This window comes from Bordetella petrii, assembly GCF_017356245.1.
GTDB lineage: Bacteria > Pseudomonadota > Gammaproteobacteria > Burkholderiales > Burkholderiaceae_B > Bordetella_A > Bordetella_A petrii_D.
Genome location: NZ_JAFMZZ010000001.1, coordinates 2745504 through 2769149, shown reverse-complemented (window position 1 = coordinate 2769149; position 23646 = coordinate 2745504). Strand labels below are relative to the sequence as shown.

The 23646-nt window shown below is 67.3% G+C and carries 21 protein-coding genes; 17 read left to right on the top strand and 4 right to left on the bottom strand.

Going from position 1 to position 23646, the window contains the following annotated elements; genetic code table 11:
* Nucleotides 1-71 precede the first annotated feature (71 nt).
* Entirely contained in the window at nucleotides 72-2684 is a 2613-nt protein-coding gene (locus J2P76_RS13320) for a [protein-PII] uridylyltransferase (RefSeq protein ID WP_207408178.1), read from the bottom strand.
* A 12-nt stretch (nucleotides 2685-2696) separates the two neighbouring features.
* Nucleotides 2697-3518, bottom strand: a complete 822-nt coding sequence (gene map / locus J2P76_RS13315; protein ID WP_207408177.1) for a type I methionyl aminopeptidase — start codon at nucleotides 3516-3518, stop codon at nucleotides 2697-2699.
* A gap of 287 nt (nucleotides 3519-3805) precedes the next feature.
* Between map and rpsB the strand changes: the two genes are divergently transcribed.
* From rpsB to J2P76_RS13235, 16 genes are all read left to right on the top strand, one after another.
* Nucleotides 3806-4555 carry a 30S ribosomal protein S2 gene (gene rpsB / locus J2P76_RS13310; protein WP_207408176.1) on the top strand — a complete coding sequence of 250 codons (750 nt, stop codon included), beginning with the start codon at nucleotides 3806-3808 and terminating at the stop codon, nucleotides 4553-4555.
* Nucleotides 4556-4723: 168 nt separating this feature from the next.
* Nucleotides 4724-5602: a translation elongation factor Ts gene (gene tsf / locus J2P76_RS13305; protein ID WP_207408175.1), complete on the top strand. Its 879-nt coding sequence runs from the start codon at nucleotides 4724-4726 to the stop codon at nucleotides 5600-5602.
* Nucleotides 5603-5696: 94 nt separating this feature from the next.
* Nucleotides 5697-6413: a UMP kinase gene (pyrH, locus tag J2P76_RS13300; RefSeq protein WP_012249442.1), complete on the top strand. Its 717-nt coding sequence runs from the start codon at nucleotides 5697-5699 to the stop codon at nucleotides 6411-6413.
* Between the two features lie 15 nt (nucleotides 6414-6428).
* Nucleotides 6429-6989, top strand: a complete 561-nt coding sequence (gene frr / locus J2P76_RS13295; protein ID WP_012249441.1) for a ribosome recycling factor — start codon at nucleotides 6429-6431, stop codon at nucleotides 6987-6989.
* Between the two features lie 37 nt (nucleotides 6990-7026).
* The gene (gene uppS / locus J2P76_RS13290; RefSeq protein WP_207408174.1) at nucleotides 7027-7791 is read left to right on the top strand and encodes a polyprenyl diphosphate synthase; all 765 of its coding nucleotides are present in this window, start codon (nucleotides 7027-7029) and stop codon (nucleotides 7789-7791) included.
* Between the two features lie 30 nt (nucleotides 7792-7821).
* Entirely contained in the window at nucleotides 7822-8679 is an 858-nt protein-coding gene (locus tag J2P76_RS13285) for a phosphatidate cytidylyltransferase (protein ID WP_207408173.1), read from the top strand.
* Nucleotides 8676-9875: a 1-deoxy-D-xylulose-5-phosphate reductoisomerase gene (locus tag J2P76_RS13280; RefSeq protein ID WP_207408172.1), complete on the top strand. Its 1200-nt coding sequence runs from the start codon at nucleotides 8676-8678 to the stop codon at nucleotides 9873-9875. Before J2P76_RS13285 ends, J2P76_RS13280 begins: the two co-directional genes overlap by 4 nt.
* A gap of 27 nt (nucleotides 9876-9902) precedes the next feature.
* Nucleotides 9903-11234 carry an RIP metalloprotease RseP gene (rseP, locus tag J2P76_RS13275; RefSeq protein ID WP_207408171.1) on the top strand — a complete coding sequence of 444 codons (1332 nt, stop codon included), beginning with the start codon at nucleotides 9903-9905 and terminating at the stop codon, nucleotides 11232-11234.
* Nucleotides 11235-11288: 54 nt separating this feature from the next.
* Entirely contained in the window at nucleotides 11289-13619 is a 2331-nt protein-coding gene (gene bamA, locus J2P76_RS13270; RefSeq protein ID WP_207408170.1) for an outer membrane protein assembly factor BamA, read from the top strand.
* Between the two features lie 111 nt (nucleotides 13620-13730).
* On the top strand, nucleotides 13731-14291 hold the full coding sequence (locus tag J2P76_RS13265; protein WP_207408169.1) for an OmpH family outer membrane protein: 561 nt from the start codon (nucleotides 13731-13733) through the stop codon (nucleotides 14289-14291).
* A gap of 17 nt (nucleotides 14292-14308) precedes the next feature.
* Complete coding sequence (gene lpxD / locus J2P76_RS13260) at nucleotides 14309-15403, top strand: UDP-3-O-(3-hydroxymyristoyl)glucosamine N-acyltransferase (protein ID WP_207408168.1); 1095 nt, start codon at nucleotides 14309-14311, stop codon at nucleotides 15401-15403.
* Between the two features lie 60 nt (nucleotides 15404-15463).
* Nucleotides 15464-15919, top strand: a complete 456-nt coding sequence (gene fabZ / locus J2P76_RS13255) for a 3-hydroxyacyl-ACP dehydratase FabZ (RefSeq protein WP_207408167.1) — start codon at nucleotides 15464-15466, stop codon at nucleotides 15917-15919.
* An 8-nt stretch (nucleotides 15920-15927) separates the two neighbouring features.
* The gene (gene lpxA / locus J2P76_RS13250) at nucleotides 15928-16722 is read left to right on the top strand and encodes an acyl-ACP--UDP-N-acetylglucosamine O-acyltransferase (protein WP_207408166.1); all 795 of its coding nucleotides are present in this window, start codon (nucleotides 15928-15930) and stop codon (nucleotides 16720-16722) included.
* A complete protein-coding gene (gene lpxB / locus J2P76_RS13245) occupies nucleotides 16719-17903 on the top strand; it encodes a lipid-A-disaccharide synthase (RefSeq protein WP_207408165.1) in 1185 nt (394 codons plus the stop codon). Before lpxA ends, lpxB begins: the two co-directional genes overlap by 4 nt.
* On the top strand, nucleotides 17890-18504 hold the full coding sequence (gene rnhB / locus J2P76_RS13240) for a ribonuclease HII (protein WP_207408164.1): 615 nt from the start codon (nucleotides 17890-17892) through the stop codon (nucleotides 18502-18504). Before lpxB ends, rnhB begins: the two co-directional genes overlap by 14 nt.
* Nucleotides 18501-19331 (top strand): TrmH family RNA methyltransferase, encoded by an 831-nt coding sequence (locus J2P76_RS13235; protein WP_207408163.1) that lies wholly within the window; start codon nucleotides 18501-18503, stop codon nucleotides 19329-19331. Before rnhB ends, J2P76_RS13235 begins: the two co-directional genes overlap by 4 nt.
* 46 nt (nucleotides 19332-19377) lie before the next feature.
* On the opposite strand, the gene ppsR is transcribed toward J2P76_RS13235, so the two are convergent.
* Entirely contained in the window at nucleotides 19378-20208 is an 831-nt protein-coding gene (gene ppsR, locus J2P76_RS13230; RefSeq protein WP_207408162.1) for a posphoenolpyruvate synthetase regulatory kinase/phosphorylase PpsR, read from the bottom strand.
* A 160-nt stretch (nucleotides 20209-20368) separates the two neighbouring features.
* Between ppsR and ppsA the strand changes: the two genes are divergently transcribed.
* A complete protein-coding gene (gene ppsA / locus J2P76_RS13225; RefSeq protein WP_207408161.1) occupies nucleotides 20369-22732 on the top strand; it encodes a phosphoenolpyruvate synthase in 2364 nt (787 codons plus the stop codon).
* A gap of 91 nt (nucleotides 22733-22823) precedes the next feature.
* Here ppsA and J2P76_RS13220 read toward each other — a convergent pair whose 3' ends face one another.
* Entirely contained in the window at nucleotides 22824-23573 is a 750-nt protein-coding gene (locus J2P76_RS13220) for a glutamine amidotransferase (RefSeq protein WP_207409206.1), read from the bottom strand.
* Nucleotides 23574-23646: the final 73 nt, after the last annotated feature.

The following is a 23646-nucleotide window of genomic DNA, read 5'->3' as shown; positions in this document are numbered from 1 at the left end:
GCCCTGGCCGGCTCGGCAAGTGTCGCCAGACACCTGGGCGGTTCCGCCCGGAAACCTCCCGCAGCTCGGCCTTACGCGGCCCGCTGGCGCGCGTCGTCGCCGGCCAGGGCGTCCAGCACGGCGCGTTCGAACTGCATCTGGGTGCGGGGCCGTTCCAGCGCCGAACCGGTCAGGATGAACACGTCTTCGACCCGGTCGCCCAGGGTCATGATCTTGGCCATGCTGACGCTGACCCCATGGCTGGCGAACACGCGCGTCAGCGCGTGCAGCAGGCCGGGTCGGTCGGTGGCGGTGACCGACAGCCGCCATGACTGGCTGCGCTCGTCGGGCTGCAGTTCGGCCTGCGGCATGACAGGAAAGACCTTGGAAATGCGCGATTGCCGCCGGCGCGCCGGGGCGCCGTACGCGCCGCGCGCGCCGGCCGCGTCCTGCGGGTCGCGCAGGCGCTGCGCCAGCTCATGTTCGACCAGCGTGGCCTGGGCGCGCAGGTCGGTGCTGCCCTCGGGCAGCAGCACGATGAAACTGTCCAGCGCCCAGCCGTGCCGGGTCGTGTGGATGCGCGCGTCCTGGATGCCCAGCGACTTGGCGTCGAAATAAGCGCAGATCGCCACCACCAGTTCGGGCACGTCGCGCGTGTACACCATGATCTGCAGCCCTTCGCCGTGTTCGGTGGGGCGCGCGCGCACCACCGGGCCGTCAGGAGCCACCTGGTAATACAGGTGGCGGGTGTGCCAGGCGATGTCCGACGCATCGTGGCGCAGGAAATACGCCACATCCAGCTCGTTCCAGAAGGCCGCGCGCGCGTCGTCGCGCAGGCCTGCCAGCCGCGTCAGGCGCGCCGCTTCTTCCTTGCGTTCAGTCAGCACTGTGTGCGTGTCGGCCGGCGAGCCGCCCAGCGCGGCCAGGGTCAGGCGGTACAGGTCTTCCAGCAGCTTGCCTTTCCAGGCGTTCCAAACCTTGGGGCTGGTGCCGCGTATATCGGCCACGGTCAGCAGATACAGGGCCGTCAGGTGGCGCTCGTCGCGCACGGTGGCCGCGAAATCCTTGATGACGCCCGGATCGGACAGGTCGCGCTTTTGCGCCACGGCCGACATGAGCAGGTGCTGGCGCACCAGGAACTCGACCAGTTCGGCGTCGTCGGGTTCCAGGCCGTGCTCGTGCGCGAAGCGCCTGACTTCGCGCGCGCCCAGTTCGGAATGGTCGCCGCCGCGGCCCTTGGCGATGTCGTGAAAGAGCGCCGCCACGTACAGCAGCCAGTGGCGTTCCAGGTTGGCGATCAGCTGGCTGGCCAGCGGGTACTCCTGCGCATGCTCGGGCATGGTGAAGCGCCGGATGTTGCGCACCACCGTCAGCGTGTGCTGGTCGACCGTGTATACGTGGAACAGGTCGTGCTGCATCTGCCCGACGATGCGGCGGAACACCGGCAGGTAGCGGGGCAGGATGTTCAGCATGGTCATGCGCCGCAGCTCGTGCACGATGCCGCGCGGCTGCTGCAGGATCTGCAGGAACAGCTTGCGGTTGACCGGGTTGCGCCGGAACTGCGCGTCGATGCGATGGCGCGAATGCCACATGGCGCGCAGCGTGCGCGGCGTCAGGCCGGTCAGTTCGGCATGCTGCTGCATCACCAGGAAGGCGCGCAGCAGCAGCGTGGGATTGCGTTCGAAGCCATCGTCGCGCACGATGTCGAGCCGGTCGCGCAGGTTGCGGAAATCGTCATCGATCTCGCGCGCGCCGGTGTCGGGCCGCGGAAACAGCCGCTCTTCGATGCTGGGCACCAGAATCGCATTGAGCTGCGTCACCAGGCGCGCGGCCCAGTAATAGCGCTGCATCAGCAATTCGCTGCTGCGCCGCGTGGCGGTGGCCTGGATGCCGTAGACCTCGGCCAGCCCGGGCTGCAGGTCGAACAGCACGCGGTCTTCGCGCCGGCCGGTCAGCAGGTGCAACTCGATGCGCAGGCGCTTGAACGCCTGCTCGGCGCGGCGCAGGTCGCGCGCCTCGGACGGCGTCAGCAGCCCGGCCTGGGCCACTTCGCGCCAGGTGCGGCCGAAGCCCGCGGCGCGCGCCATCCACAGAATCACCTGCAGGTCGCGCAGCCCGCCGGGCGATTCTTTGCAATTGGGTTCCAGCGCGTAGGGGGTCTCCTGGTAGCGCGCGTGGCGCTGCTGCATCTCGACGCGCTTGGCCTGGAAAAACGCCGGGGCGTCGAGCTGGGCCTGGATAGCCGCCTCGAACTGCTTCATCAGGGCGCGGCTGCCGGCCAGCCAGCGCGATTCCAGCAGAGCGGTCTCGACGGTGATGTCGGCCTGCGCTTCCTGTTCGCAGTCGGCCAGGGTGCGCACGCTGTGGCCGGGCTCCAGGCCCAGGTCCCACAGGGCCGCCACCAGGGTCTCGATCGCGGTGGCGTCGCCGGGCGAAGGCGCGTGCGGCAGCAGGATCAGCAGGTCGACGTCGGAATGCGGATAGAGCTCGCCGCGGCCATACCCGCCCACCGCCGCCAGCGTGGCGCCGGCGGGCAGGGGGTGCAGCTTGAGCAGGTCGCGCAGCGCATGGTCGACGATGCGCCGCAATCCGAACAGCAGGGTGTCCGGCCGCCGGTGCTGGCGGAACTGGGCAATGGCCTCGCCGCGGGCGGCCTGCAGCCGCCGGCGCAGGTCAGGCAGCGAAGGCGGGGCGGCTGCGGTCATGGGGCTTGCCGGTCAGGTGGCGGGCAGCGTCAGGGGTTCGGCAACAAACGCCGGCGGCTGGCGCACGCCCGGCGACAGGGTCAGGACTTCATAGCCGGTGTCGGTCACGCAGATCGTGTGTTCCCACTGCGCAGACAGGCTGTGGTCGCGCGTCACGACCGTCCAGCCGTCGGCCAGCTGGCGGATTTCGCGGCGGCCGGCGTTGATCATGGGTTCGATGGTGAAGATCATGCCGGTGGTCAGGGGCACGCCGCTGCCCGGCTTGCCATAGTGCAGCACCTGCGGGTCTTCATGGAAGCGCTGGCCGATGCCGTGGCCGCAGAACTCGCGCACCACCGAATAGCCGTTGGATTCGGCATGCTTCTGGATGGCGTGGCCGACATCGCCCAGGGTGGCGCCGTTGCGCACCTGCTGGATACCCTTCCACATGCATTCGAAAGTAATCTCGGCCAGGCGGCGCGACTGGATCGACGGCTCGCCCACGTGATACATGCGGCTGGTGTCGCCGAACCAGCCGTCCTTGATGATGGTGACGTCGATATTGAGTGCGTCACCGTTTTTCAGCACCTTGTCGCCCGGGATGCCATGGCAGACCTGGTGGTTGACCGAGGTGCAGATGGCGCCGGGGAAGGGGGGGTAGCCCGGAGGGGCATAGCCCACCGTGGCCGATTTCACCTTCAGCTCGTCGGTCAGGTATTCCAGGCACAGGCGGTCGAGCTCGCCCGTGGTGACCCCGGGCTTGACGTGGGGGGTGATGAAATCGAGTATCTTCGCGGCGTCCTGGCAGGCGGCGCGCATCTTGTCCAGGTCGGCGGGATTGGTAACGAGGCCCATGTAGGTGGCTTGAGTAACTGGGTGGAAAAATAGTAGAATTATAGGCTTGCCTAAAAACCGGGGGCAAAGCCAGGGTGTTTTTCCATTGTAGGCCCTGGCCGCCACGGCCGTCTGGGTTTATTCGCCGCAGGGTTCGCCGCGGCGATCGGCCACCGGGTTTCGGGCTTTTCATCCTGGCGTCGGATACCGGCGCCAGGAAATCGCGCGTTATGCCACCCAGGGTGCCGGCCCATGCCATGCATGGGCGGGTACAGGCGTAGCGCAAGAACCAACCCTCGGAGAAACTCATGTCCCTCATGCGCGAAATGCTGGAAGCTGGCGTCCACTTCGGCCACCAGACCCGCTACTGGAATCCCAAGATGGCCCCGTACATCTTCGGCCATCGCAACAAAATCCACATCATCAACCTGGAACAAACGGTCGCCAAGTACCAGGACGCCACCAAGTTCGTGAAGCAGCTGGCTGCCCGCGGCGGCAACATCCTGTTCGTCGGCACCAAGCGCGCCGCCCGTGAACTGGTCGCGGCCGAAGCCGCCCGTTGCGGCATGCCCTACGTCGACGCCCGCTGGCTCGGCGGCATGCTGACCAACTTCAAAACGGTGAAAACCTCGGTCAAGCGCCTGAAAGACATGGAAGCCGTCGTCGCCGAGGGCGGCGCCGAGCGCATGATCAAAAAAGAAGGCCTGCTGTTCCAGCGCGAACTCGACAAGCTCAACAAGTCCATCGGCGGCATCAAAGACATGAACGGCCTGCCTGATGCGCTGTTCGTCATCGACGTCGGCTACCACAAGATCGCCGTGGCCGAAGCCCGCACGCTGGGCATCCCGGTCGTGGCCGTGGTCGACACCAACCACTCGCCCGATGGCATCGACTACGTCATCCCGGGCAACGACGACTCGGCCAAGGCCATCGCGCTGTACGCCAAGGGCATCGCCGACGCCGTGCTGGAAGGCCGCGAACAAAACCTTAACGGCCTGGTCGAAGAGGCCGGCGAAGGTTCGGAAGAGTTCGTCGAAGTGCAGGACAACCAGGGCTAATAGCCTGATCCGGCGGGCCGGGCGCGGCGGGCATTGCGCCGCGCGCCCGGGCCGGCCGGAAGTCTCGAGACGGGCTCCCGTCTCACGGCCCGCCAGCGCGGGCGTCTTGTCGAATCAATCCATGTGCCCCGGCCCGCCGGGGCATGTCTTAGCGAAACTGGAGCAATCATGGCTGAAATTACCGCCGCCCTCGTCAAGGAACTGCGCGAAAAGACCGACGCGCCCATGATGGAGTGCAAGAAGGCCCTGACCGAAGCCGAGGGCGACCTGGCCCGCGCCGAAGAAATCCTGCGCGTCAAGCTGGGCAACAAGGCCAGCAAGGCCGCCGCGCGCGTCACCGCCGAAGGCCTGATCGGCCTGTACATCTCGCCCGACGCCAAGCAGGGCGCCATCATCGAAGTCAACTGCGAAACCGACTTCGTGGCCAAGAACGACGATTTCGTCGCGTTCATCAACCAGCTGGCCGAACTGGCCGCCATCCAGAAGCCCGCCGATGTGGCCGCGCTGTCGGCGCTGCCGATGGGCGAGGGCACGGTTGAAACCACCCGCACCGCCCTGGTCGGCAAAATCGGCGAAAACATTTCGGTGCGCCGCTTCGAACGCATCGACACCGCCAACGCCCTGGCCAGCTATGTGCACGGCGGCAAGATCGGCGTGCTGGTCGAATACGCCGGCGCCGAAGAAATCGGCAAAGACCTGGCCATGCACATCGCCGCCACCAAGCCCCGCGCCCTGAACGCCGACGGCGTGCCGGCCGCCGACATCGCCGCCGAACGCTCGGTGGCCGAGCAGAAGGCCGCCGAGTCGGGCAAGCCCGCCGAGATCGTGGCCAAGATGGTCGAGGGCTCGGTGCAGAAGTTCCTGAAAGAAGTCACGCTGCTGTCGCAGCCCTTCGTCAAGAACGACAAGCAGACCGTTGAACAGATGCTCAAGGAAAAGAACGCCTTGATCAGCAAGTTCGTGCTGTTCGTGGTGGGCGAGGGCATCGAGAAGAAGACCAGCGACTTCGCCGCCGAGGTCGCCGCTGCCGCTGCCGGCCGCGCCTGATAGGTCGTGGTACCCAGGGCCGGCTAGAAAATATCTAGTCCGGCCCTATTTCTTGTCTTACACTTTCGTCGGATCGGTCCTTGGGACATCACCTATGAGCAGCAGATCATACAAACGGGTTCTTCTCAAACTTTCCGGCGAAGCGCTGATGGGCGAAGATGCCTTTGGCATCAATCGCAGCACCATCGTGCGCATGACCGATGAAATCGCCGAAGTGGTGGCGCTGGGCGTCGAGCTGGCCATCGTCATCGGCGGCGGCAACATTTTCCGCGGCGTGGCGCCCGGCGCGCAGGGCATGGACCGCGCCACGGCCGACTACATGGGCATGATGGCCACCATCATGAACGCCCTGGCCCTGCAGGATGCCTTGAAGCACAAAGATGTCGACACCCGGGTGCAATCGGCGCTGAACATCGACCAGGTGGTCGAGCCGTACATCCGCCCCAAGGCGCTGCGCTACCTCGAAGAAGGCAAGGTCGTCATTTTCGCGGCCGGCACGGGCAACCCGTTCTTCACCACCGATACCGCGGCCGCGCTGCGCGGCGCCGAGATCGGCGCCGAGATCGTGCTCAAGGCCACCAAGGTCGACGGCATCTACAGCGCCGACCCCAATAAAGATCCCACCGCCACGCGCTATGCGCGCATCAGTTTCGACGAGGCCATCGTGCGCCGGCTCGAAGTCATGGATGCCACCGCGTTCGCGCTGTGCCGCGACCAGAAATTGCCCATCAAGGTGTTTTCGATCAACAAGTCCGGCGCGCTCAAGCGCGCGGTCAGCGGCGAAGACGAAGGCACCCTGGTACACGTTTAAGCAAAGGAAATCCTCATGAGCGTCGCAGAAATCCGTAAATCCGCCGAAACCAGGATGGCCAAGTCGCTTGACACGCTGAAGGTCAACTTGTCCAAGATCCGCACCGGGCGTGCCCACACGGGCATCCTGGACCACGTCCAGGTCGAATACTACGGTTCGCCGGTGCCCGTGAGCCAGGTTGCCAACGTGAACCTGGTCGATGCGCGCACCATCAGCGTGCAGCCCTACGAAAAGCCCATGGCCGCGGCCATCGAGAAGGCCATCCGCGAATCCGACCTGGGCCTGAACCCCATGAGCCTGGGCGACAGCATCCGCGTGCCGATGCCGGCGCTTACCGAAGAACGCCGCCGCGACCTGACCAAGGTGGTCAAGGGCGAGGGCGAAGACGCCAAGATCGCCGTGCGCAACCTGCGCCGCGAAGCCAACGAATCGCTCAAGAAACTGGTCAAGGACAAGGAAATCTCGGAAGACGACGAGCGCCGCGCGCAAGACGACATTCAAAAGCTCACCGACCGCAACGTCACCGAGATCGACAAGCTCATTACCCAGAAAGAAGCGGAAATCATGACCGTATAAGCACGGCCAGGTACCGAGGGCGCGACGCTTTCTGCTCATGGCTATCAGTTCCACCCAGGCAGTCCCCGCCACGCAGGCGGTTCCCCAGCATGTTGCCATCATCATGGACGGCAACGGCCGCTGGGCCACGCGCCGGCACCTGCCGCGCACCGCGGGCCACGCCAAGGGCGTGCAGGCCGTGCGGCGTGTGGTCGAGGCCTGCGGGCGGCGCGGCGTGCGCTATCTGACCCTGTTCGCGTTCAGTTCCGAAAACTGGCGGCGCCCCCCCGAAGAAGTCTCGCTGCTGATGCGCCTGTTCGTGCAGGCGCTCGAGCGCGAGGTCGACAAGCTCAATGAACAAGGCGTGCGCCTGCACGTGGTGGGCGACATGTCGCGCTTCGAACCGCGCCTGCAGGCCCTGATCGCCGACGCCCAGGCGCGCACCGCCAGCAACGACCGCCTGCACCTGTCGGTGGCGGCCAACTACGGCGGGCGCTGGGACATCCTGCAGGCCACCCGCGCCATGCTCAGCCAGCACCCCGAACTGGCCCGCGACCCGCAGCGCATCGACGAGGCGCATCTGGCCGACCACCTGTCCATGGCATGGGCGCCCGAGCCCGACCTGTTCATCCGCACCGGCGGCGAGCAGCGCATTTCCAATTTCCTGATCTGGCAGCTGGCCTATGCCGAGCTGTACTTCACCGACCAGTACTGGCCCGATTTCGGCGCGGCCGAGCTCGACGCCGCATTCGAGTGGTATCGCACCCGCGAACGCCGTTTCGGGCGCACCAGCGCCCAGTTGCGCGAAGACGCTGCGCGCTAGCGTAAACAGGCCCCAGGCTACGGAGACCCCATGCTCGGCCAACGAGTCCTTACCGCCATCGTCCTGCTGGCCGTCCTGGCCGCCGCATTGGCATCGGGCAACCCCTGGTGGTTCGTGGCGCTGCTGGCGGCAGCCGCTGCCTGCGCCTGCTGGGAATGGCTGCGCCTGACCGTGCCCCAGCCGCCCTCGCGCGCGCTGTGCGTGGGGGCCGCGGCCGCGCTGCTGGCGATCATGCTGTGGCTGGCCTGGGCCTGGCTGTCGGGCGCGCCCGCGGCGGCGGCGCTGCAGGCCGCCGTGGTGCGCTGGCTGGTGCCGGCGGTGGTCCTGGCATGGCTGCTGGCCGCCACCACCGCCGTGGTGCGCGGCCGCGCCGACGCGCCGGCCGCCAGCCTGGGCTGGTCGCTGTTCAGCGTGCCGGCCGTCCTGGCCGCCTGGTCGGTGCTGGCCCTGATGTTCATGGCGCGCGGCGGCTGGTTCGTGGTGTCGCTGCTGGCCCTGGTCTGGGTGGCCGACATTTCCGCCTATTTCGCCGGCCGGGCATTCGGCAAGCGTAAACTGGCCCCCAGGGTCAGCCCGGGCAAGACCGTGGCGGGGGCCGTGGCCGGCATAGCCGGGGCGGTCGCCTGGGTCTGGCTGTCCAGCCTGTGGACAGGCAGTTTCGGCCAGTTGCTGGTCGAGCGGGGCGGCCTCTGGCTGGCGTTGCCGGCCGCGGCGCTGCTGGGCGCCATATCCATCGTGGGCGACCTGTTCGAATCCCTGCTCAAGCGCCGCGCCGGCCGCAAAGATTCCAGCGCGCTGCTGCCGGGTCACGGCGGGGTCTACGACCGCATCGACGCCATTCTCCCGGTCGCGCCGTTCGCCTTGCTGTTGTCTGGAGTGCTGTCTTGAGTCGTTTCCAACGCGTTGCTGTCCTGGGCTCTACCGGTTCGATCGGCGAAAGCACCCTGGATGTCATCGCCCGTCATCCCGAGCGGCTGGCGGTATTCGCCTTGTCGGCCCGCAGCCGGATGGAACGCCTGGCCGGGCAGGCCGCCGCCAGCGGCGCGGCGGTGGTGGTGGTGCCCGATACGGCCGCCCGGCAGCGCTTCCTGGCCGCCTGGCCCGCCGGGCGCACCCCGCCCGAAATCCGCGTCGGCGCCCAGGCGCTGGCCGACACCGCCGCCGACGCGGCCTGCGACACGGTCATGGCCGCCATCGTCGGCGCGGCGGGCCTGCCGGCCGCGCTGGCCGCGGCCCACGCCGGCAAGCGCGTGCTGCTGGCCAACAAAGAAGCCCTGGTCGCCGCGGGCGCGCTGTTCATGCGGGCCGTGCGCGCGCACGGCGCCGAACTGCTGCCCATCGACAGCGAGCACAACGCCATCTTCCAATGCCTGCCGCACGGCGGCCGCGCCGGCGCGCCCAGCGAACCGGCACGCGGCGTGCGGCGGCTGATCCTCACCGCCTCGGGCGGGCCATTCCGCCGGCACGACCCCCAAGACCTGCACGACGTCACGCCCGACCAGGCCTGCGCCCATCCCAACTGGAGCATGGGGCGCAAGATCTCGGTCGATTCGGCCACCATGGTCAACAAAGGGCTCGAAGTCATCGAGGCCCACTGGCTGTTCGCCATGCCGGCCGAGCGCATCCAGGTGCTGATCCATCCGCAAAGCGTGGTGCACTCCATGGTCGAGTACGACGACGGCTCGGTGCTGGCGCAGCTGGGCCAGCCCGACATGCGCACGCCCATCTCTTACGGCCTGGGCTTTCCCGAGCGCCTGGACAGCGGGGTAGGGGCGCTGGACCTCGCCCGCTGGGGCAAGCTCGAGTTCGAAACCCCCGACATGCAGCGTTTTCCGTGCCTGCAACTGGCTTTCGACGCCCTGCGCGCCGGGCAGGCCGCCTGCGTGGCCCTGAACGCCGCCAACGAAGTGGCGGTCGACGCGTTCCTGTCCGGCCGCCTGCGCTATACCTGGATTCCCCGGGTAATCACCGCCGCGCTCGAATGGCAGCAGCGCCAGTCTTCTGTTACGCTCGATAGCCTGGCCGACGTCCTGGCGCTCGATGCCGCGGTGCGGGCCTACGCGGGCAATCTCGGCCTGGCCTGACCTGGCCGCGCCCTCAGAAATTTATCCATGCTTTTCACCCTGCTTGCCTTCATCGTCGCCCTGGGCATACTGATCACGTTCCACGAACTGGGGCACTACTGGGTGGCGCGCCTGTGCGGCGTGCGCGTGCTGCGGTTTTCCGTCGGCTTCGGCAAGGTGCTGCTGCGCCGCACCGACCGGCACGGCACCGAATGGGCCGTATCGGCCATTCCGCTGGGCGGCTACGTCAAAATGCAGGACGATCCGCCGGCCGGCGCGCCGCGCGCCGTGGCCGCGCAATCGTTCAATACCCAGCCGGTGGGGCGGCGCATCGCCATCGTGGCGGCCGGCCCGATATTCAACCTGGTGCTGGCCGTGCTGCTCTATGCCGGGCTGAACCTGGCCGGCACCCAGGAACCCGCCGCCGTCATCGCCCCGCCTGCCGCCGGCTCATCGGCCGAGCAGGCCGGTTTCCAGGGCGGCGACCGCATCCTGGCCATCGACGGGCGCCAGGTGGCCTCCTGGAACGACGCGCGCTGGCGCCTGCTCGATGTGCTGTCGGCCGGCGGCCAGGCCCGGGTCGAGGTGCGCGCGGCCAGCGGCGCCACGCAGCAGCGCGCCCTGCAGGTGCCCGGCAACCGCATGGACCCGGCGCAAGGCGACCCCCTGGCCGATGCCGGGCTGCGGCTGGCCCTGCCCAAGCCGGTCGTGCGCGAAGTGATCGCGGGCGGCGAAGGCGAGCACGCGGGCCTGCGCAATGGCGACCGCATCATCCGCGCCGGCGACACGCCCGAGCCGGGCACCGCCCAACTGGTCGACATCATCCAGCACCACGCCGGGCAGCCCCTGGCGCTGACCCTGCTGCGCGACGGGGCGCAAGTCTCGCTGACCGTGGTGCCGCGCGCCGAAACGGTGCAGGGCGAAACCATCGGCCGCATCGGCGTGCAGCTGGGCGGCGACCTGCCCATGGTGACGGTACGTTACGGACTGTTCGAGAGTATGGGGCGCGCCGCGGCGCGCACCTGGGACACGGCCTGGCTGTCGCTGCGCATGATGGGGCGCATGGTGATCGGCGAAGTGTCCTGGCGCAACATCAGCGGCCCGGTCACCATCGCCGATTACGCCGGCCAGACCGCACGCCTGGGCATCGCCGCCTACGTGGCGTATCTGGCGCTGATCAGCATCAGCCTGGGCGTACTCAACCTGTTGCCGATTCCGATGCTGGACGGCGGGCATCTGCTGTACTATCTCGTCGAAATTGTGCGTGGCAGCCCGCCGCCGGACCGCTGGATCGACATCGGGCAGCGCGCCGGCATCGGTTTGCTCGCGGGCCTCATGGGGCTGGCGCTGTTCAACGATTTCGCCCGTCTGTTCACCTGACTGGCGATCGAATAAAATCCTCCGCCATTTGCTCGACCTAGGATAGCCAAGGACATGTCTTTTCGGATGTTTCATCACAAGAAGGGCGTCATGCCGAGCCTGCTCGCCGCGCTGCTCATGCCGGCCCTGGCTCACGCGTTCGACCCTTTTGTCGTGCGGGATATCCGCGTAGAAGGCATCCAGCGCACCGACGCGGGCACCGTGTTCGGATACCTGCCGGTCAAGGTCGGCGAAGAATTCACCGAAGCCGAAGCCACCGAGGCGGTGCGCCGGCTGTACGGCACGGGCTTCTTCAGCGATGTCAAAATCCAGACCGACAACGATGTCGTGGTGGTCGTGGTGCAAGAGCGGCCCACCATCGCGTCGGTCACGTTCAACGGCATGCGCGAATTCGACTCCAAGGCGATCACCAAGTCGCTGATGCAGGTGGGCTTCGGCGAAGGGCGCATCTTCGACCAGTCCATGCTCGAGCGCGCCGAATTCGAGCTCAAGGAACAATACCTGGGCAAGGGCAAGTACGGCGTCGAAGTCACCGCCACCGTCACGCCGCTGCCGCGCAACCGCGTGGGCGTCAGCTTCGACGTATTCGAAGGCGAAGTCGCCAAGATCCGCCAGATCAGCGTGGTGGGCAACAAGGCCTTCTCGGAAAGCGAGCTGCTCGACCTGTTCGATCTCACCACGCCGGGCTGGCTGACCTGGTACACCAACACCGACAAATACTCGCGCGAGAAACTCGAGGGCGACATCGAGCGCCTGCGCTCGTTCTACCTCGACCAGGGCTACCTCGAATTCTCGGTCGAGCCGCCGCAGGTCACCATCTCGCCCGACCGCAAAGACATCTACATTACCGTCACGCTGCATGAAGGCGAGCCCTACAAGGTGCGCAGCGTCAAGCTGGCCGGCAACCTGCTGGGCCTCGACAAAGAAATCAACAACCTGGTGCAGGTCAAGGAAGGCGAAACCTTCTCGGCGGCCCAGGCCAACGATTCCGCCAAGGCCATCACCGACTACCTGGGCGAGCTGGGCTACGCGTTCGCCAACGTCAACCCCAATCCCACGCTCGACCGCGCCAAGCACGAAGCCGACGTCACGTTCTACGTCGACCCCAGCCGCCGCGTTTATGTGCGCCGCATCCAGATCGGCGGCAACACGCGCACCCGCGACGAAGTCGTGCGCCGTGAAATGCGCCAGGAAGAAGCCGCCTGGTACGACTCGGGCGACCTGAAAATCTCGCGCGACCGCATCGACCGCCTGGGCTACTTCAGCGAAGTCAACGTGTCCACCGACCCGGTGCCGGGCTCGCCCGACCAGGTCGACGTCAACGTCGACGTCAAGGAAAAGCCCACCGGCATGATCAACCTGGGCGTGGGCTACGGCTCGTCCGAAAAGGCCATCCTGTCGGCGGGCATCAGCGAAGACAACGTGTTCGGCAGCGGCACCAACCTGACGCTGCAGTTCAACACCAGCAAGACCAACCGCGCGGCCGTGCTGTCGCACACCGACCCGTACTTCACCAAAGACGGCATCAGCCGCACCACCTCGGCCTACTACCGGGTCACCGAGCCCTGGGACAACAACGACGGCGACTACCGCGTCAAGGCCATGGGCCTGGGCATGAACTTCGGCGTGCCCATCTCCGAATACGACCGCGTATTCCTGGGCGCCACGTTCGAACGCAACCAGATCGACCTGTACGACAATTCGCCGCTGGCCTACCGCGACTTCGTCGACCAGTACGGCGACAGCACCAACGCGCTCATCTTCAACGTCGGCTGGTCGAAAGACACGCGCGACAGCGCGCTGGCGCCCACCAAGGGTTCGTATACCCGCCTGAAGGGCGACTTCTCCACCATGGACCTGAAGTACTACCTGCTGACCGCCCAGCAGCAGTACTACATCCCGCTGGGCCGCAGCTACACGCTGGCGCTCAACGGCATGGTCGACTACGGCCGCAGCTACGGCAGCCTGGACTATCCGGTCATCAAGAACGTCTACGCCGGCGGCATCGGCACGGTGCGCGGCTACGACGGCGCCTCGCTGGGCCCGCGCGACACGCTCACCGGAGATTACCTGGGCGGTTCGCGGCGCATCGTGGCCAACGCGCAGCTGTACCTGCCGTTCCCGGGCGCCTCGAAAGACCGCACGCTGCGCTGGTTCCTGTTCGCCGACGCGGGCCAGGTGGCCGCCGGCAGCGGCATGAAGTGCACGGCCGGCGAACCCGGCAACGAGGTCGACGATCCCTGCGGCTGGCGCTATTCGGCCGGTATCGGCCTGTCGTGGCAGTCGCCGCTGGGGCCGCTGCAGCTATCGTACGCCCGCCCGCTCAATGCCAAGTCGGGCGACGACCAGCAGAGTTTCCAATTCCAGATCGGCACGGGGTTTTAATCTCCTGATGGTTACGCCTGATCACATGGGCAGGGCGCCCCGTCCCGGCATCCGGCCCGTTTAGTGGCACAATAATGGCTTTGCTTTACCTCATTGGAAGGTGAGATTTTCATGATGTCTGATTCCGCACTCAACACCTCGAGCCCGGCACGCGGCCAGCGCGCCGGCAAACTGCGCGGTACGCTGGCCCTGGCGGGTGCGCTGCTCCTGGGTTCCGCCGTGGCGCTGCCCGCCCACGCGCAAGGCACCAAGATCGGCTTCGTGAACACCGAGCGCATCCTGCGCGAGTCCGCGCCGGCCAAGACTGCCCAAAGCAAGATCGAGTCCGAATTCAAGAAGCGCGACGACGAACTCCAGCGCCTGAGCAGCAACCTGCGCGCCCAGGCCGAAAAGTTCGACAAAGATTCCCCCGTGCTGTCCGAGTCCGACCGCACCAGCCGCCAGCGCGAGCTGTCGCGCCTGGATACCGAACTGCAGCGCAAGCGCCGCGAGTTCCAGGAAGACTTCAACCGCCGTCGCAACGAAGAGTTCTCGGCCATCGTCACCAAGGCCAACCAGGCCATCAAGCGCATCGCCGAACAGGAAAACTACGACCTGATCGTTCAGGATGCGGTTACCGTCAACCCGCGCGTCGACATCACCGACAAGGTGATCCAGGCCCTCGGCAAATAAGCGCTGGCGCCGAACGCATGCCGATCCTGCTGGATCCCGCCCGCGCACCGGCCCTGGACGCACTGCTGGCGGCCGCCAACACACAGGGGCTGGACTGGCGTATCGAAGCGGCCGCGGGTGGCGCGCTGCCCGTGATCCGCGGCATCGGCACCCTGGCTTCGGCCGGGCCCGAAGAAATCAGTTTCCTGACCAACCCGCGCTACCAGAGCCAATTGGCCGGTACGCGGGCGGCCGCCGTCATCGTCACGCCCGACGCCGCCCAGGCGTTGGCCGGTAATCCCGACGCCCCCGCGTGCGCGCGGGTGGTGTGCCCGCATCCCTACCTGCTGTACGCGCGGCTTGCGCAATGGTTCGATGCCGCGCGCCAGCCCAGGCTGCCGGCCAGCGTGCATCCGCTGGCCGTGGTGGCGCCCGATGCCGTCGTCGAAGACGACGTGCGCATCGGCCCGCACTGCGTGGTGGAATCCGGTGCGCGCATCGGCCGCGGCAGCACGCTGGGTCCCGGCTGCGTGATCGGCGCGGGCTCCAGCCTGGGGCCTGACTGCCTGTTGCATGCTCGCGTCACCCTGTATGCCAACGTGCGCATCGGCGCGCGCGCCATTCTGCACAGCGGCGTGGTGCTGGGCGCCGATGGCTTCGGCTTCGCGCCCGATCCCACGCTGGGGCAGGGCGCCTGGGGCAAGATCGCCCAGCTGGGCGGAGTGCGCATCGGCGACGACGTCGAAATCGGCGCCAATACCACCATCGACCGCGGCGCCCTCGAAGACACCGACATCGGCGACGGGGTCAAGCTCGACAACCAGATCATGCTGGGCCACAACGTGCGCATCGGCGCGCACACCGCCATGGCGGCGTGCGTGGGCGTGGCCGGGTCCACGGTCATCGGCGCGCGCTGCACCATCGGCGGCGCGGCCATGCTGTCGGGGCACCTGGTGCTGGCCGACGATGTCCATATTTCGGGCGGCACCGCCGTCACATCCAGTATTTCGCAGCCGGGCCGCTACACCGGCGTGTATCCTTACGCCGAACACGGCGAATGGCAGCGCAACGCGGCCGTGATACAACAATTGTCGCAACTGCGCCGCCGCCTGCGGACGCTGGAAAAAGCCTGATCCGCCGCCAGATGGCGGCGGGGCGGCAACATAATTCAAAACGGTAGGAAACTTTACGAAATGGAACTCGACATCAAGGCGATCATGGAGCGTCTGCCGCACCGGTATCCGATGCTGCTCATCGATCGCGTGCTGGATATCGTGCCCGGCAAGTCCATTGTCGCCATCAAAAACGTGTCCATCAACGAGCCGTTCTTCGAAGGCCATTTCCCGCATCATCCTGTCATGCCCGGCGTGCTCATCACCGAAGCCATGGCCCAGGCGGCCGCGCTGTTCTCGTTTACCGACGACGATGGCGGCCTGAAGTGCGACAGCGCCAAGACGGCGTATTACCTGGTGGGCATCGACGAGGCGCGCTTTCGCCGCCCGGTGGTGCCGGGCGACCAGCTGCGCCTGGAAGTGCAGGCCGAACGCCTGAGCCGTGCCATCTGCAAGTACCAGGGCCGCGCGCTGGTCGACGGCCAGATCGTGGCCGAGGCCAAGCTGATGTGCGCCATTCGCAGTCTGGAAGCGTAGGACCCTAAATGTCCGGAAACATCCATCCCACCGCCCTGGTCGACCCTGCCGCGCAGGTCGACGGCAGCGTGCGCATCGGGCCTTATTGCGTCGTGGGCCCCGGCGTGACCATCGGCGCCGGAACGGAAATCGGCCCGCATTGCGTGCTGGACGGTATTACCACCATCGGCCGCGACAACCGCTTCTACCGGTTCTGCTCGATCGGCGGCATGCCGCAAGACAAGAAATACGCGGGTGAACCCACCCGCCTGGTGATCGGCGACCGCAACACGGTGCGCGAGTTCACCACCTTCAATACCGGCACCGTGCAAGACGGCGGCGCCACCACGCTGGGCGATGACAACTGGATCATGGCCTATGTGCACATCGCGCACGACTGCCACATCGGCAACAACACGATTCTCGCCAACTCGGTGCAGCTTGGCGGCCACGTGCACGTGGGCGACTGGGCCATCATCGGCGGCCTGACCGGCGTGCACCAGTTCAGCAAGATCGGCGCCCACAGCATGACGGGCGGCAACAGCTCGCTGATGCAGGACATGCCGCCCTATGTGCTGGGCGCGGGCAACCCGTGCCGGCCGGTGGGCGTCAACGTCGAAGGCCTGCGCCGGCGCGGTTTCAGCGCCCCGGTCATTTCCAGCCTGCGCGAAGCCTACAAGATCGTCTTCCGGCGCGGCCTGTCGCTCGACGAGGCGCGCGCCGAGCTGCGCGCCCGGCAGCAGTCGCACCCCGACGCCAAAGATGCGCTGCAGGTGCTGCTGGATTTCCTCGACGCCTCCAACCGGGGCATCATCCGGCCATGAGCCTGTCCATAGGCATGGTGGCAGGAGAGCCTTCGGGCGACCTGCTGGCCAGCCGGGTGATTGCCGGGCTGCGCCAGAACGAGGCCGGCCTGCAGTGCCAGGGCATCGGCGGGCCCGCGATGCAGGCCGCCGGCTTCGAGGCCTGGCACCCCATGCATGCGCTCACGGTATTCGGCTATGTCGACGCGCTCAAGCGCCTGCCCAGCCTGCTGCGCACCTACGGCGACGTCAAGCGGCGCTGGCTGGCCCGGCCCCCCTCGGTATTCGTGGGCGTGGATGCGCCCGATTTCAACCTGAAGCTCGAACTCGCGCTGCGCCAGGCCGGCACGCCCACGGTGCATTTCGTGGGGCCGTCGATCTGGGCGTGGCGCTACGAGCGCATCCACAAGATCCGCGAAGCCGTTTCGCACATGCTGGTGCTGTTCCCGTTCGAAGAAGAGCTGTACCGCAAAGAAGGCATACCGGTCACCTATGTCGGGCACCCGCTGGCCGACGCCATTCCCATGCAGCCCGACCGCGCCGCGGCGCGCCAGCGGCTGGGGCTGGACGCCCATGCGCGGGTGCTGGCCATCCTGCCGGGCAGCCGCTCGTCCGAAATCCGCATCCTGGCGCCGCGCTTCCTGCAGGCGGCGCAGCAGCTGCAGCGCCGCGATCCCGGCCTGGTGTGCGTGGTGCCCATGGTCAACGCCCAGCGGCGCGCCGAGTTCGAAGCCGTGCTGGCGCGGCATCCGGTGCCGAGGCTGCGCTGCCTGACCGCCGAAGACGCGGCCGCCGGCGGCCTGCCGGTGGCCTGGAGCGCGCTCGAGGCCAGCGACGCCGTGCTGGTGGCCAGCGGCACCGCCACGCTCGAGGCCGCGCTGTTCAAGCGGCCCATGGTCATCTCGTATTACCTGTCGCCCTGGATGCGGCGCATCATGGCCTGGAAATCCGGCCAGCAGCGTCCTTACCTGCCGTGGGTGGGGCTGCCCAACGTGCTGCTGCGCGATTTCGCGGTGCCCGAGCTGTTGCAGGACGACGCCACGCCCGACAAACTGGCCGACGCCGCCTGGACGGCCCTGACCGACGACGCCCACGCGGCCCGCATCGAGGCGCGCTTTACCGTCCTGCATCGCGACCTGACGCGCGACACGGCCCGCCTGGCCGCGCGCGCCATCCTCGAGGTGGCCCATGGCGCAGCCTAGCCTGTTCGCCGAGGCGCCCGATTTCACCGGCATCCTGATGGCCGGCGTGGACGAGGCCGGGCGCGGGCCGCTGGCCGGCGGGGTCTATGCCGCCGCCGTCATCCTGGACCCGGGCCGTTGCATCGACGGCCTGGCCGATTCCAAAGTGCTGACCCCCGAGCGGCGCGAAGAACTCGCCGCGCACATACAAGAGCGGGCGCTGGCCTGGTGCGTGGCCAGCGCCAGCGTGCTCGAGATCGATACGCTGAACATCCTGCGCGCCACCTTGCTGGCGATGCAGCGCGCCGTCGAGGGCCTGGGCCACGCGCCGCAGGTGGCCATGGTGGACGGCAACCAGGCGCCCAGGCTGCGCTGCACGGTGCAGACAGTGATCAAGGGCGACGCGCTGGTACCCGCCATTTCGGCCGCCTCGATCCTGGCCAAGACGGCGCGCGACGCCGACCTGCTGCGCCTGCACACGCTGTACCCGCAGTACGGGTTCGACCAGCACAAGGGCTACGGCACGCCGCTGCACATGGAACGGCTGCGCGAACACGGCCCGTGCCCCGAACATCGGCGCAGCTTCGCGCCCGTGCGCGAGCGGCTCGCCATCCTGCCATGAAGCAGATCGCTTCGCGCGACAACCCCCAGTTCAAGCAGCTGCAGCGCCTGGCGCGGCACGCGGGGCGCCGGGGCGAGCCGGCCATTCTTGAAGGCGTGCACCTGTGCCAGGCCTGGCTGGCCCAGGGCGGCGCGCCGCTGCTGGCCGCCTTCGACGCCGAGCGCGCGCAGCGGCCCGAACTGGCCGCCTTGCTGGCAGCGCTGCCGCCGCGGCAGGTGCTGCTGCTGGAGCCCCGGCTGCTGCACCACCTGGAAACCGTTGAAACCGGGCAGGGCGTGCTGTTCGTGGTAGAACCGCCGGCGCCTGAGCTGCCGGCGCGGCTGAACCAATCCATGGTGTGGCTGGACCGGGTGCAAGACCCCGGCAATGTCGGCACCATTTTGCGCGTCTGCGCGGCGGCGGGCATAGAACGGGTGCTGCTGTCGCCGGGCTGCGCGGCGGCGTGGTCGCCCAAAGTGCTGCGCGGCGGCCAGGGCGCCCATTTCGCGCTGGCGGTGCATGAACACGCCGACCTGCAGGCCTGCGCCGCGCGGCTCGAAGTGCCGCTGGCGGCCACCACCCTGGACGGCGCCCAAGACCTGTACGCCACCGGCCTGCCGCCCGCCTGCGCCTGGGTGTTCGGCCACGAAGGGCAGGGCGTGGCGCCCGCCCTGCAGCAGGCCGCCACGCTGCGCGTGCGCATCGATCACGCCCCGGCGGTGGAATCGCTCAATGTGGCGGTGGCGGCCGCCCTGTGCCTGTTCGAACAACGCCGGCAGGCCCGGGCCCCCGTACAGGTGTCTGACTCCCGCAGGGTGCCAGACACCGTACGACCGAGACAGCGGTAGCACACAGCGGTGTCAGGCACCTGCGGAGCCTGACACCTGACCCCCGTCAATTCGAGCGGTCCAGCCCCACTTCCTGCATGACGGTGGTGGCGATTTCCTCGATCGACTTGGTGGTGGTCGACAGCCATGAAATGCCTTCCCGCCGCATCATGCGCTCGGCCTCGGCCACTTCGTAGCGGCACTGCTCCAGCTTGGCGTACTTGCTGTTGGGGCGGCGCTCGTTGCGCACTTCGGCCAGGCGCTCGGGCTGGATCGACAGGCCGAACAGCTTGGCCCGGTGCGGCGCCACTGTCGAGGGCAGGACGCCGCGCTCGAAATCGTCGGGGGTCAGCGGGAAATTGGCCGCCTTGATGGCGTACTGCATGGCCAGGTACAGGCTGGTGGGCGTCTTGCCGCAGCGCGACACCCCCACCAGAATGACGTCGGCCTGGTCGAGCTGGGTGATGAACTGGCCGTCGTCGTGCGCCAGGCTGAAATTGATGGCATCGATGCGGTTGCGGTACTGCTCGGAATTGGCCGCCATGTGCGAGCGGCCGATCGAGTGGCTGGATTTCAGCCCCAGGGCCTGTTCGATGTGGCTTACGAAAGTGCCGAACAGGTCCAGGAAGATGCCATTGGCGCTGCGCACGCATTCCATGCTGGCCGGGTTGACCAGGGTGCTGAAAACGATGGGCGGCACCCCGGTTTCCTGGGCGTTGCGGTTGATGCGGGCGGCGACTTCCCGGGCCTTTTCCACGGTGTCGATGAAAGGCAGGCGCACCGGCCTGAAATGCACCTGCTCAAATTGCGAAAGCACCGAGTGGCTGAAGGTCTCGGCGGTGATGCCGGTACTGTCCGAAACGATGTAGACAGTCCGTTCGATAGGGGGCGAAGCCATATGTAAAATATTCCAACCAAAGGGGAAAGCCATGGTGCCCGACCGGGTACAATCTGACCCCGATATAAGTCACCCCAAGAGCGGTCCAAGGCCAGTTTGGTCAGCGCATCCGGATGCATTGACCAAACTCGCTTTCTCTCCATTGTAAAAGGTGACTTCAATGTCGTATGTCGTTTCGTTCGAGCAGCTCCGCATGACGGATGTGGACTCGGTAGGAGGCAAAAACGCATCGCTAGGTGAAATGATCAGCCAGCTGTCCGGCGCGGGCGTCCGCGTACCGGGCGGCTTCGCCACGACCGCCGAGGCTTTCCGCGACTTCCTCAAGGCATCGGGCCTGGATCAGCGCATCGCCACCCGCCTCAGCACGCTCAATCCCGAAGACGTCCGCGAACTGGCTTCGGCTGGCGCCGAGATCCGCCAATGGATCGTCGAGGCGCCGTTCTCGTCCGAGTTCGAACAGCAGATCCGCTCCGCCTTCGCCGCGCTCGATGCCGACGGCAAGGGCTCGTTCGCCGTGCGCTCGTCGGCCACCGCCGAAGACCTGCCCGACGCATCGTTCGCCGGCCAGCAGGAAACCTTCCTGAACGTGGTGGGCATCGACGACGTGCTGGACAAGATCCGCCACGTGTTCGCCTCGCTGTACAACGACCGCGCCATTTCCTACCGCGTGCACAAGGGCTACGCGCACGCCGAAGTGGCCCTGTCGGCGGGCGTGCAGCGCATGGTGCGTTCCGACAAGGGCAGCGCCGGCGTGATGTTCACCATCGACACCGAGTCCGGGTTCCAGGACGTGGTGTTCATCACCTCGTCGTACGGCCTGGGCGAAACCGTGGTGCAGGGCGCGGTCAATCCCGACGAATTCTACGTGTTCAAGCCCACGCTCGAACAGGGCCACTATCCCATCGTCAGCCGCCGCATCGGCTCGAAGCTGATCAAGATGGAATTCGACCCCCAGCGTACCGAAGGCCGCGCCGTGCGCACCGTCGACGTGCCGGTGTCCGAGCGCAACCGCTATTCGCTCAGCGATGACGAGGTCTCCGAGCTGGCGCGCTACGCCGTCATCATCGAGAAGCACTACGGCCGCCCCATGGATATCGAATGGGGCCGCGACGGCGTCGACGGCAAGATCTACATCCTGCAGGCGCGTCCCGAAACCGTGAAGTCGCAGCAAAGCGGCAACGACGTGCAGCAGCGCTACCGCCTGAAGGCCACCGGCCAGGTGCTGGTGACGGGCCGCGCCATCGGCCAGAAGATCGGCGCCGGCCCGGTGCGGGTGGTGGCCGACATTTCCGAAATGGACAAGGTCCAGCCCGGCGACGTGCTGGTCACCGACATGACCGACCCCAACTGGGAACCGGTCATGAAGCGCGCCTCGGCCATCGTCACCAACCGCGGCGGGCGCACCTGCCACGCGGCCATCATTGCCCGCGAGCTGGGCATCCCGGCGGTGGTGGGCTGCGGCGAGGCCACCGACGTGCTGAAAGAAGGCCAGGCGGTCACCGTATCGTGCGCCGAAGGCGACGAAGGCCGAATCTACGACGGCCTGATCGAGACCGAGGTCGAAGAAGTGCGCCGCGGCGAAATGCCGCCCATCGACGTCAAGATCATGATGAACGTGGGCAACCCGCAGCTGGCGTTCGATTTCGCCCAGATCCCCAATTCGGGCGTGGGCCTGGCGCGCCTGGAATTCATCATCAACAACAACATCGGCATCCACCCCAAGGCGGTGCTCGACTACCCCAATGTCGACGGCGAGCTGAAAAAGGCGGTCGAGTCGGCGGCGCGCGGCTATGCCAGCCCGCGCGCCTTCTTCGTCGAGAAGCTGGCCGAAGGCATCGCCACCATCGCGGCGGCGTTCTGGCCCAAGTCTGTCATCGTGCGCATGTCCGACTTCAAGTCGAACGAATACCGCAAGCTGGTGGGCGGCTCGCGCTACGAGCCCGAAGAAGAAAACCCCATGCTGGGTTTCCGCGGCGCCTCGCGCTACATCGCGGCCGACTTCGCCGAGTGCTTCCGCATGGAATGCGAAGCCCTGAAGAAGGTGCGCGACGAAATGGGCCTGACCAACGTCGAGATCATGGTGCCGTTCGTGCGCACGGTGGGCCAGGCGCGCCGCGTGGTCGAGCTGCTGGCCGGGCATGGCCTGGCGCGCGGCGAAAACGGCCTGAAGCTGATCATGATGTGCGAAGTGCCGTCCAATGCGCTGCTGGCCGATGAGTTCCTGCAGTACTTCGATGGCTTCTCCATCGGCTCGAACGACATGACCCAGCTCACGCTGGGCCTGGACCGCGATTCGGGCATGGAGCTGCTGGCCGCCGACTTCGACGAGCGCGACGACGCGGTGAAGTTCATGCTGCGCCGGGCCATCAAGGCATGCCTGGCGGCCAATAAATACGTGGGTATCTGCGGCCAGGGCCCCAGCGATCATCCCGATTTCGCCCAGTGGCTGAAAGACGAAGGCATCCTGTCCATGTCGCTGAACCCGGATACCGTGGTCGAGACCTGGCAGCGCCTGGCCAAATGATCCATGCCTGTCCGGCGCGCCGGGCGGGCATGGCAAAAAGCCCCTGCTTCATGCGAAGCAGGGGCTTTTTTTATGCGGGCGCCTGCCTGGCCTAGTGTTGCGCCGTGGCGTGCTGCCGCAGGTTCAGAAACCGCCGCAGCAGGCTGGCCGCGGTGGGCGTGGGCTTCAGGCTGGCGGCCAGCGCGCCGGCGTCCAGGCCTTCGCGGGCGTAGTCGGGCTGGTAGCGCAGCAGGTGGTCGCGCATGAATTCCGGGCCGAACTCGGGATGGAACTGGGCCGAGTAGATGCCCGGCGCCAGCCGCACCAGTTGGTGATCATCGAGCGCCGAGCGCGCCAGGGCCACCGCGCCCGCGGGCAGGCGGGTAATTGTCTGGGCATGCAGCAGCTGCGCGGGAAAACTGACCGGCAGCCCCGCCATGAGCGGATCGCCGGCGGCGGCCGCCAGGCATTCGATGTTCTGCGTGCCCAGTTCGCGCCCCCGCGGGTTGTAGTCGACCGCGCCGCCCAGGGCGTGGGCCAGCAACTGGTGGCCGTAGCAGACGCCGAACATGGGCAGGCGGGCGGCGGCGGCCTGTCGCAGCCAATCGGCGGCCTGCTCGCTCCAGGGCTCGCGGTCGGTGACCATGGCGGGCGACCCGGTGATGAGCACGGCGCGGTAGGCGGCAGGCGCCAGCGGCCGCTCGCCCGCATCGGCCCGCACGATGTGCACGGCGTCGGGGCCCAGGCCCGCGGCATGCCGCAGCATCTGCGCGTAGTCGCCGTGGCGGTCGCGCAGGGTGTCGTCGGGATCGCCGGTGTGCAGGATCAGGACCGGCAGCGCAGGGGCGGCAAAGGCGTTCATGGACATGATGATAGTCGCCATGGCACGATTTCGCACCGGGGCAGGGCGGAAATCCGTACAATCGACGCGGTAC

Excerpts from the sequence above, each read along its gene's own strand:
- J2P76_RS13235 (WP_207408163.1), top strand. The coding sequence starts at position 18,501 with ATGAAGCAGATCGCTTCGCGCGACAACCCCCAGTTCAAGCAGCTGCAG.
- frr (WP_012249441.1), top strand. The coding sequence starts at position 6,429 with ATGAGCGTCGCAGAAATCCGTAAATCCGCCGAAACCAGGATGGCCAAG.
- bamA (WP_207408170.1), top strand. The coding sequence starts at position 11,289 with ATGTCTTTTCGGATGTTTCATCACAAGAAGGGCGTCATGCCGAGCCTG.
- lpxD (WP_207408168.1), top strand. The coding sequence starts at position 14,309 with ATGCCGATCCTGCTGGATCCCGCCCGCGCACCGGCCCTGGACGCACTG.
- rseP (WP_207408171.1), top strand. The coding sequence starts at position 9,903 with ATGCTTTTCACCCTGCTTGCCTTCATCGTCGCCCTGGGCATACTGATC.
- fabZ (WP_207408167.1), top strand. The coding sequence starts at position 15,464 with ATGGAACTCGACATCAAGGCGATCATGGAGCGTCTGCCGCACCGGTAT.
- map (WP_207408177.1), bottom strand. The coding sequence starts at position 3,518 with ATGGGCCTCGTTACCAATCCCGCCGACCTGGACAAGATGCGCGCCGCC.
- uppS (WP_207408174.1), top strand. The coding sequence starts at position 7,027 with ATGGCTATCAGTTCCACCCAGGCAGTCCCCGCCACGCAGGCGGTTCCC.
- rnhB (WP_207408164.1), top strand. The coding sequence starts at position 17,890 with ATGGCGCAGCCTAGCCTGTTCGCCGAGGCGCCCGATTTCACCGGCATC.
- tsf (WP_207408175.1), top strand. The coding sequence starts at position 4,724 with ATGGCTGAAATTACCGCCGCCCTCGTCAAGGAACTGCGCGAAAAGACC.
- ppsA (WP_207408161.1), top strand. The coding sequence starts at position 20,369 with ATGTCGTATGTCGTTTCGTTCGAGCAGCTCCGCATGACGGATGTGGAC.
- pyrH (WP_012249442.1), top strand. The coding sequence starts at position 5,697 with ATGAGCAGCAGATCATACAAACGGGTTCTTCTCAAACTTTCCGGCGAA.
- lpxA (WP_207408166.1), top strand. The coding sequence starts at position 15,928 with ATGTCCGGAAACATCCATCCCACCGCCCTGGTCGACCCTGCCGCGCAG.
- J2P76_RS13265 (WP_207408169.1), top strand. The coding sequence starts at position 13,731 with ATGATGTCTGATTCCGCACTCAACACCTCGAGCCCGGCACGCGGCCAG.
- rpsB (WP_207408176.1), top strand. The coding sequence starts at position 3,806 with ATGTCCCTCATGCGCGAAATGCTGGAAGCTGGCGTCCACTTCGGCCAC.
- J2P76_RS13320 (WP_207408178.1), bottom strand. The coding sequence starts at position 2,684 with ATGACCGCAGCCGCCCCGCCTTCGCTGCCTGACCTGCGCCGGCGGCTG.
- J2P76_RS13220 (WP_207409206.1), bottom strand. The coding sequence starts at position 23,573 with ATGAACGCCTTTGCCGCCCCTGCGCTGCCGGTCCTGATCCTGCACACC.
- ppsR (WP_207408162.1), bottom strand. The coding sequence starts at position 20,208 with ATGGCTTCGCCCCCTATCGAACGGACTGTCTACATCGTTTCGGACAGT.
- lpxB (WP_207408165.1), top strand. The coding sequence starts at position 16,719 with ATGAGCCTGTCCATAGGCATGGTGGCAGGAGAGCCTTCGGGCGACCTG.
- J2P76_RS13285 (WP_207408173.1), top strand. The coding sequence starts at position 7,822 with ATGCTCGGCCAACGAGTCCTTACCGCCATCGTCCTGCTGGCCGTCCTG.